At 60.0% G+C, this 16171-nt stretch carries 19 protein-coding genes and 5 pseudogenes; 13 read left to right on the forward strand and 11 right to left on the reverse strand.

What is annotated here, in order from left to right; translation table 11 throughout:
* Positions 1 to 141, reverse strand: a pseudogene (locus ACR65W_RS01400) (undecaprenyl diphosphate synthase family protein); the annotation flags it as partial.
* 71 nt (positions 142 to 212) lie between these two features.
* On the opposite strand from ACR65W_RS01400, the gene ACR65W_RS01405 reads away from it, so the two are divergent.
* Complete coding sequence (locus ACR65W_RS01405; protein ID WP_434497852.1) at positions 213 to 686, forward strand: hypothetical protein; 474 nt, start codon at positions 213 to 215, stop codon at positions 684 to 686.
* Here ACR65W_RS01405 and tnpB read toward each other — a convergent pair.
* Positions 683 to 988: an IS66 family insertion sequence element accessory protein TnpB gene (gene tnpB / locus ACR65W_RS01410; RefSeq protein ID WP_434497853.1), complete on the reverse strand. Its 306-nt coding sequence runs from the start codon at positions 986 to 988 to the stop codon at positions 683 to 685. The two genes, ACR65W_RS01405 and tnpB, sit on opposite strands and share 4 nt — an antisense overlap.
* Entirely contained in the window at positions 985 to 1371 is a 387-nt protein-coding gene (gene tnpA, locus ACR65W_RS01415) for an IS66-like element accessory protein TnpA (RefSeq protein WP_434497854.1), read from the reverse strand. Before tnpA ends, tnpB begins: the two co-directional genes overlap by 4 nt.
* A 92-nt stretch (positions 1372 to 1463) precedes the next feature.
* Between tnpA and ACR65W_RS01420 the strand changes: the two are divergent.
* Positions 1464 to 2483: pseudogene (locus ACR65W_RS01420) on the forward strand (ISNCY family transposase); the annotation flags it as partial.
* A 326-nt stretch (positions 2484 to 2809) separates the two neighbouring features.
* Here ACR65W_RS01420 and ACR65W_RS01425 read toward each other — a convergent pair.
* From ACR65W_RS01425 to ACR65W_RS01440, 4 genes and pseudogenes are all read right to left on the reverse strand, one after another.
* Entirely contained in the window at positions 2810 to 3328 is a 519-nt protein-coding gene (locus ACR65W_RS01425) for an RES family NAD+ phosphorylase (RefSeq protein ID WP_434497855.1), read from the reverse strand.
* Entirely contained in the window at positions 3325 to 3690 is a 366-nt protein-coding gene (locus ACR65W_RS01430; RefSeq protein WP_256036560.1) for an antitoxin Xre/MbcA/ParS toxin-binding domain-containing protein, read from the reverse strand. The genes ACR65W_RS01425 and ACR65W_RS01430 overlap by 4 nt, the downstream gene beginning before the upstream one ends.
* A 647-nt stretch (positions 3691 to 4337) precedes the next feature.
* Complete coding sequence (locus tag ACR65W_RS01435) at positions 4338 to 5717, reverse strand: IS1182 family transposase (RefSeq protein WP_434497856.1); 1380 nt, start codon at positions 5715 to 5717, stop codon at positions 4338 to 4340.
* Positions 5718 to 5968: 251 nt separating this feature from the next.
* Positions 5969 to 6103, reverse strand: a pseudogene (locus tag ACR65W_RS01440) (IS5/IS1182 family transposase); the annotation flags it as partial.
* Between the two features lie 265 nt (positions 6104 to 6368).
* Here ACR65W_RS01440 and ACR65W_RS01445 point away from each other — a divergent pair.
* On the forward strand, positions 6369 to 6668 hold the full coding sequence (locus ACR65W_RS01445; RefSeq protein WP_434497857.1) for a hypothetical protein: 300 nt from the start codon (positions 6369 to 6371) through the stop codon (positions 6666 to 6668).
* Here ACR65W_RS01445 and ACR65W_RS01450 read toward each other — a convergent pair.
* Positions 6666 to 7007: pseudogene (locus tag ACR65W_RS01450) on the reverse strand (zinc ribbon domain-containing protein); the annotation flags it as partial. The gene ACR65W_RS01445 and the pseudogene ACR65W_RS01450 sit on opposite strands and share 3 nt — an antisense overlap.
* Here ACR65W_RS01450 and ACR65W_RS01455 point away from each other — a divergent pair.
* Positions 6921 to 7493: pseudogene (locus ACR65W_RS01455) on the forward strand (IS110 family transposase); the annotation flags it as partial. The pseudogenes ACR65W_RS01450 and ACR65W_RS01455 overlap by 87 nt on opposite strands.
* On the opposite strand, the gene ACR65W_RS01460 reads toward ACR65W_RS01455, so the two are convergent.
* Positions 7407 to 7862, reverse strand: coding sequence for a helix-turn-helix domain-containing protein (locus ACR65W_RS01460; RefSeq protein ID WP_434497877.1), 456 nt, complete (start codon positions 7860 to 7862; stop codon positions 7407 to 7409). The pseudogene ACR65W_RS01455 and the gene ACR65W_RS01460 overlap by 87 nt on opposite strands.
* A 169-nt stretch (positions 7863 to 8031) precedes the next feature.
* On the opposite strand from ACR65W_RS01460, the gene ACR65W_RS01465 reads away from it, so the two are divergent.
* Positions 8032 to 8883, forward strand: a complete 852-nt coding sequence (locus ACR65W_RS01465) for a class I SAM-dependent methyltransferase (protein ID WP_434497858.1) — start codon at positions 8032 to 8034, stop codon at positions 8881 to 8883.
* A gap of 56 nt (positions 8884 to 8939) precedes the next feature.
* Complete coding sequence (locus ACR65W_RS01470) at positions 8940 to 9761, forward strand: FkbM family methyltransferase (protein ID WP_434497859.1); 822 nt, start codon at positions 8940 to 8942, stop codon at positions 9759 to 9761.
* A 12-nt stretch (positions 9762 to 9773) separates the two neighbouring features.
* On the opposite strand, the gene ACR65W_RS01475 is transcribed toward ACR65W_RS01470, so the two are convergent.
* Positions 9774 to 11183 (reverse strand): hypothetical protein, encoded by a 1410-nt coding sequence (locus ACR65W_RS01475; RefSeq protein ID WP_434497860.1) that lies wholly within the window; start codon positions 11181 to 11183, stop codon positions 9774 to 9776.
* A 43-nt stretch (positions 11184 to 11226) separates the two neighbouring features.
* On the reverse strand, positions 11227 to 12342 hold the full coding sequence (locus tag ACR65W_RS01480) for a glycosyltransferase family 4 protein (RefSeq protein WP_434502219.1): 1116 nt from the start codon (positions 12340 to 12342) through the stop codon (positions 11227 to 11229).
* 322 nt (positions 12343 to 12664) lie between these two features.
* Between ACR65W_RS01480 and ACR65W_RS01485 the strand changes: the two genes are divergently transcribed.
* The 7 genes from ACR65W_RS01485 (at position 12665) to ACR65W_RS01515 (ending at position 16168) form a co-directional block, all read left to right on the forward strand.
* Complete coding sequence (locus ACR65W_RS01485; protein WP_434497862.1) at positions 12665 to 12832, forward strand: hypothetical protein; 168 nt, start codon at positions 12665 to 12667, stop codon at positions 12830 to 12832.
* The gene (locus ACR65W_RS01490; RefSeq protein ID WP_434497863.1) at positions 12829 to 13251 is read left to right on the forward strand and encodes an ISAs1 family transposase; all 423 of its coding nucleotides are present in this window, start codon (positions 12829 to 12831) and stop codon (positions 13249 to 13251) included. Before ACR65W_RS01485 ends, ACR65W_RS01490 begins: the two co-directional genes overlap by 4 nt.
* Before the next feature lie 107 nt (positions 13252 to 13358).
* Positions 13359 to 13553 carry a hypothetical protein gene (locus tag ACR65W_RS01495; RefSeq protein WP_434497864.1) on the forward strand — a complete coding sequence of 65 codons (195 nt, stop codon included), beginning with the start codon at positions 13359 to 13361 and terminating at the stop codon, positions 13551 to 13553.
* Between the two features lie 12 nt (positions 13554 to 13565).
* Complete coding sequence (locus ACR65W_RS01500; protein ID WP_434497865.1) at positions 13566 to 13757, forward strand: hypothetical protein; 192 nt, start codon at positions 13566 to 13568, stop codon at positions 13755 to 13757.
* 160 nt (positions 13758 to 13917) lie between these two features.
* On the forward strand, positions 13918 to 14196 hold the full coding sequence (locus tag ACR65W_RS01505; RefSeq protein ID WP_434497866.1) for a hypothetical protein: 279 nt from the start codon (positions 13918 to 13920) through the stop codon (positions 14194 to 14196).
* Positions 14193 to 14873: an SDR family NAD(P)-dependent oxidoreductase gene (locus ACR65W_RS01510; protein WP_434497867.1), complete on the forward strand. Its 681-nt coding sequence runs from the start codon at positions 14193 to 14195 to the stop codon at positions 14871 to 14873. The genes ACR65W_RS01505 and ACR65W_RS01510 overlap by 4 nt, the downstream gene beginning before the upstream one ends.
* Positions 14873 to 16168, forward strand: coding sequence for a long-chain fatty acid--CoA ligase (locus tag ACR65W_RS01515; RefSeq protein WP_434502221.1), 1296 nt, complete (start codon positions 14873 to 14875; stop codon positions 16166 to 16168). Before ACR65W_RS01510 ends, ACR65W_RS01515 begins: the two co-directional genes overlap by 1 nt.
* Positions 16169 to 16171: the final 3 nt, after the last annotated feature.

The raw sequence follows: 16171 nt of genomic DNA on the forward strand, positions 1-16171 counted from the left end.
CGCATATTCGGCGACGGCCGCCTCGAAAGCCGCTCTGTCGAAATCCGGCCAATTGATGGGCAGGAACACGAATTCCGAATAGGCCGCTTGCCGCAGTAGAAAATTCGACAGGCACTGCTCGCCCGAGGTGGGGATCATGAGTCGACAAAGTCGTGCTCGACCGAGGCGAGCATGACGTCGCTTCGGTTCGGATCGTTTGGCGCGGCGGGGCTATGACCGAGCTGGCCGTCCAGCGCAGGGTTAACGCCGTCACCAAGCTCGCGAGAGGAGAGGAAATGCGAGATCGCGCGCTCACCCTCGCGCGTGCCGGCATGTATGACGATCAGATCGCCGCCGTCCTTACGAGCGAGGGGCATCGTTCTCCCAACAGCGAGAGGGAGGTCCTCCCGATCACGGTTCAGCGAATCCGGCATGCTGCGGGCATGCAGGTGAACGCGCCGCGCACCCGGTGGTCGCACGGCGCCGATGTGCTGACCGCGCCAGAAATGGCTGTTAAGCTGAGCATCCCGGTGAACTGGCTCTACGTGCAGATCAGGAAGGGACGACTCTTGGTGGATCGTCAGCCAAGTGGGGCTTACCTCTTCAGCGACAACACCGATGTCCACGACGGCATTCAAAGTTTGCGAACTCACAAGATCTATCGCCTCGATCTCAGAATCTGTCAGCCTCACCAGGAGGGGCATTAACATGCGCAGTCGAGCATGTAGGCCATCTGCGCCGCAGAGATCGAAACCGCGCCTTCCTTCGCCGAGGGCCAGATGAACTTCCCGCGATCGAGCCGCTTGGCGTAGAGCGACATTCCAACGCCGTCATGCCAGAGGATTTTGGCGAGATCGCCGCGACGGCCGCGGAAGATATAAAGATCGCCCGCGTGCGGATCGCGCTTCAATTGCTCCTGAACCTGAAGCGCAAGACCCTGCATGCCGCGCCGCATGTCCGTATGGCCCGTCGCGATCCAGACCCGGCATCCCGCCGGTATCGGGATCACGGGCGCAGCGCTTTCAAAGTCGCGGCGATCACGCTGGACGACGCGCCCGCGCCGATCCGCACGCGCACATCCTTCAGTTCGACCTCGATGACGACAGACGCGGCATCTTGCGCCGCCAGGTCTCCCGGCTTCTCCCGCGACATCGTCGGCGACATGGATGACGCCGGCGCGGCTGCGATGATCACCGGCGAAAATCCGCACGCATCGACGCGCTGATCCCCTCGCGCCGCGCGCCGCCATTTGTAGACGAGGCTCGTGCAGATATCCTCGCGGCGCGCAACATCGGCGACAACAGCGCCGGGTTCAGAAATCGCTGCCAAAATCCGCGACCGGTCTTCCTCGCTCCACCGCCGACGTCGTTCGCCGCCCGTGATCAATGTCATCCGACCCATGCCGTGCAGCTTGCCTCGCTCATAAAGCCGACTTAGCTGCGCAGCTTCGCGTCTCCGCCCGATTCAGAAAAGGCGGCCCTCGGCGAAGGGATACCTTTGGTCCGACGTTGGCGGCCGAAAAGCTTTCTGAACGTCACGGATTGCGTTTGGGCGTAGAAACAGTGCGGCGTTGGATGCTGGCTGAAGGGCTCTGGAAAGATCGCCGGCAACGTCTCAAACCGGTTCACCAGCCGAGGCATCGGCGCGACTGCGTCGGCGAACTCATTCAGATCGATGGCTCCGAGCATTGGTGGTTTGAGGATCGTGGCCCTCAATGCACCCTGCTCGTTTTCATCGACGACGCCACGAGCCGGATCATGCATTTGGCCTTTGTCGAGACCGAATCGACGTTCGATTATTTCGTCGCCGCTCGCACGTATTTGCAGCACTACGGCAAGCCGGTGGCTTTTTACTCGGACAAGCATGCGACGTTTCGCGTGAACAAGACCGGTGCGACGGGTGGCAACGGCATGACGCAATTTGGCCGAGCGCTGCATGAGCTGAACATCGATATCATCTGCGCGAACACCAGCCAGGCGAAAGGCAGAGTGGAGCGCGCGAATCTGACGTTGCAGGATCGGCTTGTGAAGGAGCTTCGGCTCGCCGGAATCTCGACGATGGAAGCCGGCAACGCTTTCTTGCCGGCGTTCATGGAGGATTACAATTGCCGGTTCGCGAAGGCCCCTTTCAGCGACAAAGATCTTCACCGGCCGCTTTGCAAGGACGACGATCTTGATGAGGTTTTCGCTTGGAAGGAGGAGCGCACGGTCTCCAACGGCCTGACGCTTCAATACGACAAGGTGCTATTCATCCTCGAGCCGAACGAGATCACACGTCCCCTCGCCCGCCAGCGCGTGACGATTTTCGACTATCCGGATGGCCGCTTCGTCATCAAGCACCAGGGCCGCGAGCTGCCCTATCGCATTTTCGATAAGGTGCAGCAGGTCGATCAAGCCGCCATTGTCGAGAACAAGCGATTGGGGCCCGTTCTGGCCTATATCGCAGAACGCCAGAAGCAACTCGGCGAGAGCCGCAGCAAAAAGGCGCCGCGCCGTGGCGGCTAGGCCAAGAGCATTTTCAAGGTAGGCTGAAGGTCTCTGAGAGATTGCGGGTTCCGTTCGAGCAGCGCGGCTGCGCTAACCCGACCGGCTGCGCCGCGCTGCTCGAACCCCGAGATTGCGGGCGCTGCCTGTGACATTTCTAACGAGCACAAGCTGCGACTTGTCTATTGAGTTCTGACAATTGGATGTATGTAGCCGCAATATAGAGAAGTCGCATTCCTTCTCGGCTCCCTGCGTATTTGGTGTTGCGTGCTCGTTATGGCTCAACACAAAAGCCCGCGATCGATCAAATCGGACCTTAATCCGGAAGTGCAGGAAGCGAAACTACACTATTTCCATGAGAGCTGATCCTTGGGTAGCCGACCGCTCGGATCGTAAACGGAAACTTGGTGAGGGCGACTCTTGCCCCATTTCCAAAGCACGAGATTTTGATCGGCGGAGGTTGCGCCGGGCGCAAAACTCGGAACAAGGATGCCGGCCTTTCCCGCGTCGAGCAGCTTCCGTGAGATCCGCCACGACGGCGGCTCACTGCCTTGCGAGATGTTCGAGAACCAGGCGCAAGCCAAATCGGCGAGCGAGGCGCCGCCAGTTTTTCGATCGTCCTCGGTGCGCAGGTCGACGATGTCGTCGCAGTCGACGTCATAAGAGCAGATCACGCATGGCTCGATCTTATGTGCGAAGCCCTGGTTGATTTCCTTGACGGCTGTCGTGATCGTCAGCGCAAGGTAGAGCGCTGGAACGCCTTTCGGACTGAAGCGGCCGCCATGGATCGCCGCGCCTTCACCAGAGAGCGGCGCGAAGGACCATCTCGGATCATGCGCCCGGTAGCAGGTCCCTTGGAATCTCAAGCAAACCCGCCAAGGGCGATGTGATCGAGATAGTCACGCAGCGCCCCAGCCTGCCCATCCTTGACCAGCGCTTCGGCGGTTCGGCCGCCGAACGCCGGAATCGGCTGGGCGCGATACCAGGCCATCGCCTGCTCCTTGCCACCCGCCCAGTCGGAAATACGAGAGACGATTTCGAGCATTTCCTTGAGGCGCGACTGGGTCTTGGGTCCCTCGAGACGCGCGCGCTTGTAAAGGGCTTCGCGGCTGAGGCCGATGGTTTCGGCGAGTTGTCCTTTGGACATGCCGAAGGCCGAGGCGACGCCATCGAGCTGCACGAGGCCGCGTTTGCCTATGAGGATCGCCGCAAGGGGGCCGGCGGCCATGGCAGTCTTTTGAGCCGCTCTGGGCCTATGCGTCCTACGCGTGGGGAGTTTCTTGACTTGTGCGGCGCGGGCTTTGGGGGCGGTCATGGAAGATATCCTGCCAGATTCTCAGGTCATATTATAGGGCATCTTCTCGCCACCTCAAGCGGAAAAGTAAGAGGGCCCTTCAGCCCGCGAGCCCTTCAACAGCCAGGCTACGTCACCAATGTCCGCCGGTTCGTCGCGTTTCTTGAAGATCAAGGCGCGATTCCCGTTCCCGATCTCGGTTCAGTGATCGCTCTACTGCCAGCCTATGGCGATCACCTCATCGCCCTGAGCTACAGCCGAGGATGCCGAGGCATGGTGATTTCCGGCGCGGAGCACCCGGCCTCAAGGCCGCGCGCGAATTGCGTGCGGCGTATCCTGAAATTGCGGTTCGAATCCGCTATTGCGCCGCCGAGGGGCAGGACTTTGACAAGCTTTACAAGACCGTCTCTGGGGATCGCGGCGAAGCCTTGAAACGCATCATTGAGGAATGAACGGCTGCTTGGCGCCGATTTCGTTGAAAAAGTCTGGGAGATAGGGTCGTCGGCCTCCGCGGAGGCGTTTTCAGCATTGGACTGCGCGTTCATCGGCGTGGTGGCGGCGCCGCCGCCATAGTGTGCGGCTTATGCCGCCATTTCGAACTCTGGGGGCCTCAACCGCGCGAGACGTCGCAAGTTTTGCGCGGTCGCGGCGAGCAGGAACTCGTCCTTTGCGCCACACGGACCCCGTAGCCGCAAGCGCCCGAGTCGCAATATGCGTTTGAGATGGGCGAACAGCATCTCCACCTTTTTGCGTCGCTGACAGGCCGTTTCAAATTCGGGCGTTCCAGCAAGCGCCCGAGCAACGTCGCGGGAATCTTCTTCCAGATCGCGTGGAATCTTCCGCGCCAAAGCGTTCGGGCAGCATCTCGCTTTGAGTTCGCAGACGTCACAATCCTTCTTGCTCGCGCGGTAACGGCGCGTGCCGTCAGCGGCGACGCCAGTGCGCGGCGTCGCGTAGGCGCGCCGGAACTGCACCAGCCTTTTACCCGCCGGGCAGGTATAGCAGTCAGCTTCGGGATCGAACGTGAAGTCCGAACGCGAGAACGTGCCGTCGGTTCGCGTCGACTTATCGAAAACGGGAATGTAAGGCGTGATCCGCTTCTGCTTGACGAGCCAGGCGAGATTGTCCGCCGAGCCATATGCCGTGTCGGCGACAAGATAACCCGGCTTCAGGCCGAAGCGCTCTTCGGTGCGCTCCACCATCATTCTTGAAGCGCCGACCTCGGCCTGTCGGATGGCGCGCGTCGCTTCGACATCGACGATCACGCCGTGATCCGTATCGATCAAATAATTGGTCGCGTAGGCGAAGAACGCGTGGCCTTTATGCGCGCCGGTCCATTGCGCCGCGGGATCTGATCGCGCGATGAACTTCGGCGTCACAGCAGACGCCGCGCCGAACGCGGCGTCATCAAGCGTTGCAAGATATTCCCGCGCCGCGCGGCACGCGTCATCTTTGATTTCGTCGGGGTTCCAGGCGCTGCTCGGAACTGAGCGCTGCTTGTTGGCGTCGGCAGCGATCAGGCTTGCATCGACGGCGAAGCCGTTAGCGCTGACAAGGCCCTCTGCCATGCAACGCGCGACGATGGATTCAAAGAGCTGGCGCAAGATGTTGCTCTCGCGAAAGCGGCCATGCCGGTTCTTGGAAAACGTCGAATGGTCTGGGACTTTGCCGTCCAGGCCGAGGCGGCAGAACCAGCGATAGGCGAGATTGAGATGCACTTCCTCGCACAGGCGGCGTTCCGAGCGAATGCCCAGGCAATAGCCGACAAGAAGCATGCGGATCGTCCGCTCGGGATCGACTGACGGGCGGCCAGTGCTGCTGTAGAAGGGCTTTAACGCGGCGCGAACGCCTTCGAGATCGAGATGCCGATCGATCCCGCGCAATTGATGGTCCTTCGGCACATGATCGTCGAGGCAGAAATCATAGAAAAACCGAGCGGCTGCTGTCTGAGTCCCCATCATCGCCGCGTCTCCTGCAAATCAGCAGGGAAAGTGAATCACGGGCCATGGCGTGCGGCAACTTCGAGTTTTTCAACACAATCCGCCAATTCCCGACCTTGAGTCTGGCCCCCGGAGCTACCAAAACGGGCGCCGATTGGCGCAAAGATCGATCTTGTCCTTTGAATGCTTGGCGAAGGAACCATCTGGAAGTCAGAGCATCCATCTTCTTTGAGAGTTTCTAAGAGTCGGACTCGAAATGATTTCGTTTTGGCTCAAGCGCTTGCGATGCGCCGCGTGAGCGTGCGGATGCTGGCGACGAGGACCCATGCGACGGCGCTGGCGATCGTGGCTTCGAAGTCCTTGGCGAGGCGGCGGCAGCGTCCAAGCCAAGCGAAGGTCCTCTCGACGAACCGCTGTACATTGTTGCCAGGCGGGTCGGATTTTGGCGGGTGCGGTTGGCCTGACCGGCGCATTTGGCGGTGGTACTCGGAATATGATCTCGATTCCATCGTTTCCCACTTCAATGCGCTTGACGAGGGCGCGGATAATGTCGCGCTGCCCGGCACGGTCGAGCTTGTCGAGCCCGTCAGACACCTTCGCGGCAAAGTCCTCCAAGCGACTGATGACGAGGCAGAGATCTCGCTCACTCTCCGCGGCTCGGACAGCCGCTTTATGGCGCTCCTCGAGCTGCGACAAGCGCTGCTTCATACCCGTAATCCTTGGCTCAAATTCGCATTTGTCGACAAACCCCTCGGCGTAGCTGTCGATCAGGCGGTTTATGCCGCGCCGCAAGGCAGTCATCTGCTTATCCAAGCGGGCGACCTGTTCTTGCTCGGCGGCGCCGTCAGCAGCTTGGGCGAGTCGGCGTCGATATTCATCGGCGACGCGGTTCGGTTCCTGCAAGACAGTTTTGACTCGATCCCAAACGACTTGCTCCAGTTGATCGGCGCGCACGGGCAGATTGCAGCATAAGGCGTTGCCTTCAAACCTATAGCCGTCGGCTCCAGTGCAACGGTAATAGCGCAAGACGTTCGTCCTGTCGTAGCCGCGCGTGCGCGGAGCGATTTTTCCGTAATAGGCGTAACCGCAATGTCGACAAACCGTCAGACCTTGCAGCAGCCAGACGTAGCCGCTTTCGCGATCGCGCTTACGCTTCTTGTTTTCGCAAAGCTGGGCGTGAGCCGCCTCAAATGTTGCCTTGTCGACGATTGGCGCGACAGGGATATCAATCCACTCTTCAGTAGGCGCGGCAACGCGAGAGACGCGGGCGGCAAAATCGTTGTTGAGGCGAAGATTGAAAGCGATCCGGATGCGATCGTCGCCTTCGTGCGTAGGATAGGCGTCTCGATCGAGCGGATCGGGCTGGAGGCCGGGCCCTTGTCTCACTGGCTTCACGCTGGCCTGACCAAAGGCGGCTTTGAAACGGTTCTGCTGGAGACCCGTCATGTGAAGGCGGCGCTTTCGGCGATGACGGTCAAGACGGATCGTCGCGACGCGCGCGGCATTGCGCAGCTTCTGAGGATGGGCTGGTTCCGCCCGGTTCATTGCAAATCGCCAGGCTCGCAGGAGGTGCGAGCATTGCTCGTGGCGCGCAAACAACTGCAAGGCAAGCTGCTGGACGTTGAGTTCAGCATCCGAGGCATCCTGCGCGGTTTTGGGCTGAAAATGGGCGTTGTGACGCGCACGGGTTTCGAGGCGCGCGTACGGGAGCTATGCGCCGGCCAGGCGATGCTGGAGCCAATCGCCGAGGCGATGCCGCTCGCGCTTGCGCCGATGCGCGCCACGCTTGGGCGCCTTCTCCAGCAAACCCCGCCCATGCAGGAAGGTCTTCGTCCAGGTGTAGCCCCATTTGAACCCGTGCATGCACACCAGATGCTCGTGAAAATGCTTCGCGGTGAAGCCAGCGTACCGACCGCGATACAGCGCCTCCACTTCTTCGCTCCGATCAACCGGAACCCGCTTGACGGACGCCTTGCCGAGCCGCCGGTCGAGAAGACCCGCTTCGCCCTCCTCCTCATAACGTTGACGCCAGCGCCGGAACGTCCGCTCGCCAACCCCCAACAGTTCCGCCGCTTCCAGCTGACTAAACTCAGCCGCCTCGTAACGACTCAATAGGCTCAGGAACTTGATCATTCGCACACCCTGAAGGGCTTCCGTCCGGCGCATCAAACCCTCCGCAAAGGGCCGCGACGCTACCGGACAGATCGTGCGCTACCTAAACCGGTCATATCGTGTGCTACTGACATGGCGGCGCGAGGACGCTTTCCAGCACTGCCCCGGCGAGGTATAGAGACTGGACGCAAAACGGCGACATTAAGCGGCGGCATTATTCGACATGGATGACAAAACGCCAGCACAACTGCCCAACACCGACTTGCGCACCGTCGCCGGTTTCGGTGAGGAGTGGTCGCGCTTTCAACAGGACCAACTCGGCAAGGCGGAAGCCCAAGAAGCCTTCGACGGCTATTTCCGGCTGTTTCCCTGGGACCGCATCGGCGCGCAAAGCGTTGGGATCGATATTGGCTGCGGCAGCGGCCGCTGGGCCGAACGCGCCGCGCCGCGCGTTGGAACTCTTCATGCGCTCGACGCCAGCGAGGAGGCCCTCGCCGTCGCGCGCCGCCAGCTCGCAGCCCATCAGAACATCCGGTTCCATCACGCTTCGGTTTCCAGGATTCCGTTGCCGGACGGCTCGCTCGATTTCGCCTATTCGCTCGGCGTGCTCCACCATGTGCCGGACACGAACGCAGCGTTTCGCGCCGTGGCGGCTAAACTGAAGAGCGGGGCACCGTTCCTCACCTATCTTTATTATTCCTTCGAGAACCGGCCAGCCTCGTTCCGGGCGATCTGGCGCGTCTCGGACTCTTTGCGCCGGTTCATCAGCGCCATGCCGGCCAAACACCGGCACTGGGCGACCGACCCAATCGCCGTCCTCGTTTATTTTCCGCTGGCGCGCGCCGCGCGGCTGCTGGAGATGGTCGGACTCCTGCCGCAAAGCTGGCCGCTCGCCGACTATCGCGCGCTTTCTTTCTACGCTATGCGGACCGACGCGCTCGACCGCTTCGGCACCCCCCTGGAGAAACGTTTTTCTCGGGCGGAGATCGCGGAGCTTTACTGTCAGGCGGGTTTCGTCGATATTGAAGTCTCGACGGATTTTCCCTACTGGTGCGCGATCGGGACCAAAGCCTGATCGGCGGCCCGAATGGACACTCTCGTGTTCGCGAAGCCAACGGCAAAGGGCAGACGATGTCGATGAGACGAACGGTGGTTTCGTGGCTTGACGAGCACGCGCCGCGATTGATCGGGAAGGCGCGCTACGGATATCATGTCGGCTATCGTGGCGACATCGTCTATCCCCGCGTCACGGGGCCTCTGTACGAAAGGCTCGGATCACGATCCGCGAGCGCCGTCGATGTCGGCGCCAATGTCGGGATTTTCACGCGCTATCTGTGCAAACATTTTGCGGCCGTGGCCGCCGTGGAGCCGGTCCCCTATCTGGCGGACCGTCTGTCGCGATCGACCCCGGCCAATTGCACGGTGCATCCGGTCGCCCTTGGAGGTCACGATGGCGAGGTCACGCTCAGGATTCCCGTGGACGACGCCGGCAACGAGACGCCCGCCCTCTCGACCGCGTCGAGCGACAACCGTCTTGCGTTCATCAAGAACGCGGGAACGGTCGATCGCGTGGTCCCCGTTCGTCGTCTGGACGCGCTGGTCGAGGGCATGACCAATGTCGCCTTTGTGAAAATCGACGTCGAAGGCTTCGAGGCTGCGGTGCTGGCGGGGTCGCAAACCCTGCTGGCGGATCGGCGGCCGGTGTTTCAGATCGAAATCGGCCGGGCGCACAACCCTGCTTGGCGCGACGTTATCGCCCTGCTCGACGCCGCCGGTTACGACGCCTTCGCGTTGGCGTCCGACGGCTTGCGTCGCGATGTCCTGAGATTTATCGAAGAACAGCCTGTCGAAGTCAGCGCAAAGGACGGGGCTTCGCCGCCGGGATGCTGGGATTATCTTTTTACGCCGCGAGAAAAGACGAAAGTTCTGGTCGAAGGTCTTGTGCGCAATTAAGCCGCGGCGGCCTCAATGCATTCTTGGCATTCGTGCCGCCACGAGTATTCGAATATTCCACAGTCCCGTGACCTCGCACCAGATCGCGTAGACCCCGGCGCCTATCAGTACGGAGAGCGCCGCGCCGATATGCCCCTCGAACGACGTCCAGGATATGGCCGCAGCCATGAGCGCCGCGCCTGTCGCCGGCAGGACGAGGAAACACCAGCGCAGGCGAAGGCCATCGACCAGAATCAGCCAGATGCCCAGGCCGATCAGGGAAAGGCCCATCGCCGCGAATGTCGCCATTGCGAAGCTGTGGACCGTGGCGGCGGAACCCTGCACAACGAGCGCGACGGAATTCGCGCAGATGATCGCCGCAAGCGCCAGAATGAGCGGAAAACGCCGGTCGAGCACGAGGATGCCGAGAAGCAATGCGCTCACCAGCGTCATGACCGCGCCGTGGACAGCCGCGATGGCGGCGTAACTCGACACCTCGGCCCCGATGTCCTTCCCGAACGCCAGCGACGCCAGCCGCGGCGCCAGCATCCAGCCTCCGGCCGCGTAGGGCACGGCGAAGAGAAGCACTTTCTCTATGTAGCTGGCGACCTGGCGGAGACCGGTTCCGACGCTCTCCTGGGCGCCGGCGTGCATGGAGGCCATGCGGCCCAGACTCATGGCGCTGCCGATCATCCCGATCGGAGCATAAAACGTGTCGAATGCCAGCGCGAAGCGCCCGGCCGTCGCTCCGCCGAGATGCAGCGCGATAAAGTTGCGGTTGATGACGTGGATGACCATGTAGAGCGAGAAGGCGAGCGATCCGGTGGCGCCGTAAAAGAATATGCGCTTCAGCAGCGCGCGATCCGCAAGGTGCCATCGCGCCTGCCCCCAGAGCGCGATCACCCGGGGTTCGAACAGTCCGGCGATCAGCCCGAGTATCTGGCCGGCCATTGCGCCGAACACCCCGAAACCCGTGACGATCAGGGCGAGCGACGCCGGAAAGCCGACAATCGCGCGGCGCATTGTCAGGTTGAAATAGGCCTTGGGGTCGGCGGCGGCGGTAAAGCAGGCTCCGGAAACATCGGCGACCATGGACAGGACGGTGATAACGACGGCCGTTGGCAGCAGCGCCGGCCTGATCGGCGCGAAAGAGGCGGCGATGCTGGCGATCCCCAGCACAGCGGCCAGGAGAAGCGAGAAGCACAGTCCGGCAAGGAGCGTGCTGACGACGCGCGCCGCGTCCTGTCCGTTCTTCATCGCCAAGAAGCGGAAGGCGCTGGTTACCAGCCAGTAGTTGCTGAGCATCGCCCACAGCAGCGAATTGTTGAGAGTGAGCACGTAGTCGCCGAAATCCGCCGGCGTCATCAGCCGGGCAAACAGGATCGCCGCCGCGAAGGACAGCAGCCGGGTGCCGACTCCGGCGAAGAAATAGAGGATCGTCATGCGCCCGTCGCGTCGCTTGCGCCGGGCGCCGCGTCGCGCCGCCTCATGAGCGGCGCTCCGTCAGAATCTGCCTGTAGAGATCGTGCCAGTTATTGGCGACCACAGGCGCGCTGAGACTGACGGCCTTTTGATGCGCGCCCTGTGCGAGCTGCGAGTAGAGTTCCGCCGATCCCGCCAGCCGGCGAATGCAGGCCGTGATCGCGCCCGCGGAGATTTCGTCGGCGACAAGCGCGTTCAGTCCGTCCTGCAACTGCTCCGCAAAGCCGGCGAGAGGCGTCGCGATCGTCGGCATTCCGGCCCACATCCCGGCCAGCGCGGTCGCCGACAGCGACGCGTCGCGATAGGGCAGAATATTTACGTCGTGCTCGGCGAACAGACGCTCCATCGTCTCGTCCGACATCCAGCCATGCGCCAGCTCGACTTCGGGATTGCGCGCAAACGCCGCCCGATAGGGTTCGATATCGCCCGAACATGCGACGGTCAGTTCGATCGGCGGCGCGTTCTCGCGGCGCAGGATTTCCATGGCGTCGAGCAGAATGTCCAGCCCTTTGTATTTGTTGATTCGACCGAAGAACAGCAGTTTCAGCGGACGGCCGACGGGGGGCGTCTTCGGCGGTCCCGGCGGCCGCGCGTCCATGATGAGGCCAGGCGATATAACATGAATGGGCTTGTTCGGGCCGAACCGTTTCCGCAGCACCTCGCCCGCGAACGTCGAAAGCACCGCGACATGGTCGACGGCTTCAATGTGCCGCCAGTATATCGGGCTCGTGAGGCTTTCCTCGCCCAAATGATATTCCGCATTATGCACAGTGACAAGGATCCTCGCGCCGCGCCGTTTCGGGATGTCCAGGAAAGCCATATCCCAGGGCGACGTCATGATCACATGAACGAGCCGCGGCCCGCCGCCGTACCAATCGTGCAATCCTTTCCGCGCTGTGAATATTCGACGTAGTATCTGAGGGCCTTGCGCCAGACTCAGTTTTGCGGGCGTCGTCAGAACCGGGAGTCCCTTGGCGACGAGCGCCGCCCTGCTCGCGCTCTCCTCCGCGAATATAAGTCTCTGCTCGACTCGGCCATCCGCAATCAGCGCCTCGACCAAGGGCCTCTGAACCAAATCCCCCCGGAGGCCAATACACCAACTGTCAACCTGCACTTGCATAGTCCACCTCGAAGATCATCGGGAAAGAGCGCGGGCGAGGGTATGTGCTTACAGACAGGGCGCCGAAGAGGCAAGGCGCACGGGCGCGACAGGCGCACGGGCGCGTTCCCACGGAGGATATTTACGAGCCGAACGGTGCTTGGTTCGATGCCGTCAAACGGCCTCCGCCCTCATGGACACTCCGCCAGTCAACTTCCGGAAATCCCGTGAGTTCGGAAATCGGAGCCTGTGACGTCAGGGTGATTTGCTGAAATTGCAGAACCGCTTGAATGGGTTTGAGTTATTTGATTCGAATGAGGCTTTCTGATTCGGGGAGTCTTCCATGAAGCTGAAAGCTGTGTTGCAGAGCGTGGCCGACCCGCGCGGCAAGCAAGGGCAGGACTACTTTCTATGGTCGATTTTGGCGCTGATCGTCGTGTCGATGCTATGCGCACGACGCGGATGCCTTGCGGCGTTTCATCTGGGACGCAGACCAAACGCCAGCGCTTGAAGCTCGGCTTCACCAAGGACAAGACGCCTTGTCATGCGACGCTCACCGAAACGCTTCGCGTCATCGACCCTCGCGCGCTGGCGCAGGCCTTCGGCGGCGCATGGATTGCCGAGGGCGCAAACGAGCGTCACATCGCCATCGATAGCAAAGCCATGCGCGCGAACATGAACGGCGACGGCCAGGCGACGCATGTGCTGTCCGCGTTCTGCGTCTCTTTGCAGTCCATTCTTGGCCATGAGGCCTCGCGCGGCAAGGGCATGGAGATTCCCGACGCGCTGAAGCTTTTGGATCAGCTCGATCTTTCCGGCAAGATCGTCACTGGCGACGCGATGTGTTGTCAAAAATCGATCGTTGAGAAGATCGCGGAAAAGGGCGGCGGCTGCGTCTTCCCGGTCAAGGACATTCAGAAAAAAATCTGAAAGAGAATATCAAGACGGCTTTCGAGGAGCCGGTTTTCCCCCTCCGCTCGTTTGAGGGCGCCCTCGAAAAGGGCCATGGGTGCGGCGAGAAACGTTCGATCGACGCGTTGGCCGCCGTCGCCGCCGGGATCGAGCAGGACTGGCCGAGCGTGACGCATGTCTGCCGCGTAACGCGCATTCGACAGGTCAAGAAAAACAGCCAATGGAAAGAGGCTGAGACGGAGATCGTCTATCTGATCGCGCGCGTCCCCGACGGCGAGGTCTCGTCCGAGACGCTTCTCTCCATCAATCGCGGCCATTGAGGCATCGAGATCATGCATCGAAACAAGGACGTCACTCTCGGCGAGGACGGCTACACCAACCGCAGCGACAACGCCCAGCAAAACATCTTTTCTCTGACCGGCTTCACCCTCAACATCCTCAAATCCATCTCGCCCTCCCCAACCCGCGCCATCGAACAGTTCCAGGACGACCGGCGCAAGGCGCTGCGCATGTTCGCCGCCTGACCCCGGACTTACTGAATCGCCCTGTGTGACGTCAACGGGACTTTCCCAACGGACAAAATTATCATACGAGGTAACGAACCCAATGAGAAGAGCGAGGAGAAAATTGTGACAGTAACGATTTTGCATTTCTCCCCCCACGCTCAAGGAGAGGTGACCGGTCATGGCCGAATTGAAACAAAAAATCTATGCCTCAGTCCTCGATTTGCTTGACGATAAATCAATTCCTGTCACTGGGGAAACCCCGCTCATTGGCGGGAGTAGTGGGCTGGACTCCATGAAGCTCGTTGACTTGTGCCTGCGATTGGAGGACTTGGCTTCCGAAATAGGGTTCGAATTCGACTGGACGTCGGAAACAGCGATGTCAAGATCGCGCAGCATGTTCCGAACAGCGGGTTCATTAGCGTCAGAATTTATCGCGCAGATGGAACGCAACAAATGATAGTCGTTACGGGTGCGAGCAAAGGGCTCGGCAGAGCGATTTCAGAGCGATTGACGCTTTCAGGCGCTACGGTGCTAGGCTTGGCCAGAAACATCGCCGACCTACCATTTAGGGCAAGAGCCTGTGACGTTTCATCCTATGAGCAGATCAAGGATGTCGCGCAATCCTTGAAACGCGAGGGAGAAACAGTCAGATGTCTTATCAATGCGGCGGGGGTTGCTTCGATGAACTTGGCCGTCATGACGCCTCCGCACGTTTCCCAGCGCATAGTCGAAACCAACCTCTTGGGAACAATCTATAGCTGTCAGCTATTTGCTCCCTTGATGATGCGGAAGAGATACGGCTTAATCATCAATTTTTCGACCATTGCTGTCGCTATGGGGGGGTTCAGGGGGGAAAGCATCTACGCAGCGTCAAAAGCCGGGGTTGAGGGCTTTACGCGAGCGTTTGCTCGCGAAATGGCGGATTTCAATATCAATGTAAATTGTATTGCTCCCGGACCGATCGATACTGCTCTGCTGAAAGGGGTTACGAGCCAGCAAATCGCCAACGTCGTTTCACAGCAGACTTTGGGTCGCCAATTCACGCCTGACGCCGTTTGCGATCTGGTCGAGATACTGCTGGACCCTAAAAGCAATTCATTATCGGGCCAAATTCTGCACGTTGGGGGGAGCTGATGAAATTAATGGGAAAACTTGATGAAGTTTGGCGTGGGGTTCATACCCCGTTCCTGATTCATCATGGAATTGAGCTGCGATTTTCCCAGATTGCATCCGAAAATCCGGTGGACCTTTCAACAATTCGAAAAGGGGATGTTGTCGCCCTCATCGGCGATTATAGTCCATCTTCCCTTCTTACTCTGTTTCGGTTGATCGATCTGCAAACGATCGTCGTGCCGCTCACGATCTTGACCACGCCAGAACACGAGTATTTTTTTGATGCGGCCCATGTGGATGTCGTCATCGATGGGGCCGAAGTTAAAAGGCGTGCGGCTGGTTCGTCGCATCCTCTGCTCGATGAGCTGAGACTCAAAGGCCATGCCGGACTAATAGTGTTCTCGACGGGCACGACGGGACGCCCCAAAGCGATCCTCCACGATATGACGTTGTTCCTTAGAAAGTTCGAGACGCCGAGGCCCACTCTGCGGACCATCAACTTTCTTCTTTTCGATCATATGGGCGGACTTAATACGCTTTTTCATACTTTGTTCAACAAAGGAGTTGTCGTCGCCCCGGAGGCGCGAACCGTCGATTCGATTCTAGAGTCCTGCGAAAGGTATGCCGTTGAAGCGCTTCCGACGACTCCGACTTTTTTGCGCATGATGTTGATGAGCGGGGTCGTGCCAGACAAAGTGCCAGCCAGTCTGAAGGTCATCACTTATGGCACCGAGCGGATGGATCAGCCAACCCTGGACGAGCTGTGTCGGCTGCTCCCGAAAATTGACTTTCGTCAGACATTTGGCATGTCTGAACTCGGGGTTGTTCGCGTTAAATCAGAGGCGCGCAACAGCTTGTTCATGAAAATAGGGGGTGAGGGCATTAAGACCAGAGTGGTCGACAATGTGCTGCAGATCCATTCGCAATCCCGCATGCTTGGTTATCTCAATGCGCCCTCGCCCTTCGATGAGGAAGGGTGGTATGATGCAAACGATGTCGTTGAAGAAAAGGACGGATTTTTTAAGATCGTTGGGCGCGTTAGTGAAGTAATCAATGTCGGGGGGCTGAAATTTATGGCTTCGGAGGTGGAGCGCGTAGCATTGCAGTTCCCGGATGTGGCCCTTGTCAAAGTCTATCCAGTGCATAACCCCATTACTGGCCAGCATGTGGAGATCACGGTTCAGCCAACGGCGCCGGAGGGGTTTGATAAGACGGCCTTCCTTACATATCTCAAGACGGACCTTCGGCCGCATATGGTGCCAAAGCGCGTCCGCATCGAAACGGTTGGTGTTGGGCATAGATTCAAGAGGATCTAAGCG

Source organism: Methylocystis sp. (genome assembly GCF_051062815.1).
Taxonomy (GTDB): domain Bacteria; phylum Pseudomonadota; class Alphaproteobacteria; order Rhizobiales; family Beijerinckiaceae; genus Methylocystis.

Coding starts and splice junctions, on each gene's coding strand:
- ACR65W_RS01435 (WP_434497856.1), bottom strand. CDS start 5,717: ATGATGGGGACTCAGACAGCAGCCGCTCGGTTTTTCTATGATTTCTGC.
- ACR65W_RS01430 (WP_256036560.1), bottom strand. CDS start 3,690: ATGGCCGCCGGCCCCCTTGCGGCGATCCTCATAGGCAAACGCGGCCTC.
- ACR65W_RS01480 (WP_434502219.1), bottom strand. CDS start 12,342: ATGCAAGTGCAGGTTGACAGTTGGTGTATTGGCCTCCGGGGGGATTTG.
- ACR65W_RS01510 (WP_434497867.1), top strand. CDS start 14,193: ATGATAGTCGTTACGGGTGCGAGCAAAGGGCTCGGCAGAGCGATTTCA.
- ACR65W_RS01460 (WP_434497877.1), bottom strand. CDS start 7,862: ATGCGCCGGACGGAAGCCCTTCAGGGTGTGCGAATGATCAAGTTCCTG.
- ACR65W_RS01445 (WP_434497857.1), top strand. CDS start 6,369: ATGGCGCTCCTCGAGCTGCGACAAGCGCTGCTTCATACCCGTAATCCT.
- ACR65W_RS01505 (WP_434497866.1), top strand. CDS start 13,918: ATGGCCGAATTGAAACAAAAAATCTATGCCTCAGTCCTCGATTTGCTT.
- ACR65W_RS01485 (WP_434497862.1), top strand. CDS start 12,665: ATGAAGCTGAAAGCTGTGTTGCAGAGCGTGGCCGACCCGCGCGGCAAG.
- ACR65W_RS01470 (WP_434497859.1), top strand. CDS start 8,940: ATGTCGATGAGACGAACGGTGGTTTCGTGGCTTGACGAGCACGCGCCG.
- ACR65W_RS01465 (WP_434497858.1), top strand. CDS start 8,032: ATGGATGACAAAACGCCAGCACAACTGCCCAACACCGACTTGCGCACC.
- tnpA (WP_434497854.1), bottom strand. CDS start 1,371: ATGACATTGATCACGGGCGGCGAACGACGTCGGCGGTGGAGCGAGGAA.
- ACR65W_RS01500 (WP_434497865.1), top strand. CDS start 13,566: ATGCATCGAAACAAGGACGTCACTCTCGGCGAGGACGGCTACACCAAC.
- ACR65W_RS01405 (WP_434497852.1), top strand. CDS start 213: ATGACCGAGCTGGCCGTCCAGCGCAGGGTTAACGCCGTCACCAAGCTC.
- ACR65W_RS01515 (WP_434502221.1), top strand. CDS start 14,873: ATGAAATTAATGGGAAAACTTGATGAAGTTTGGCGTGGGGTTCATACC.
- ACR65W_RS01475 (WP_434497860.1), bottom strand. CDS start 11,183: ATGACGATCCTCTATTTCTTCGCCGGAGTCGGCACCCGGCTGCTGTCC.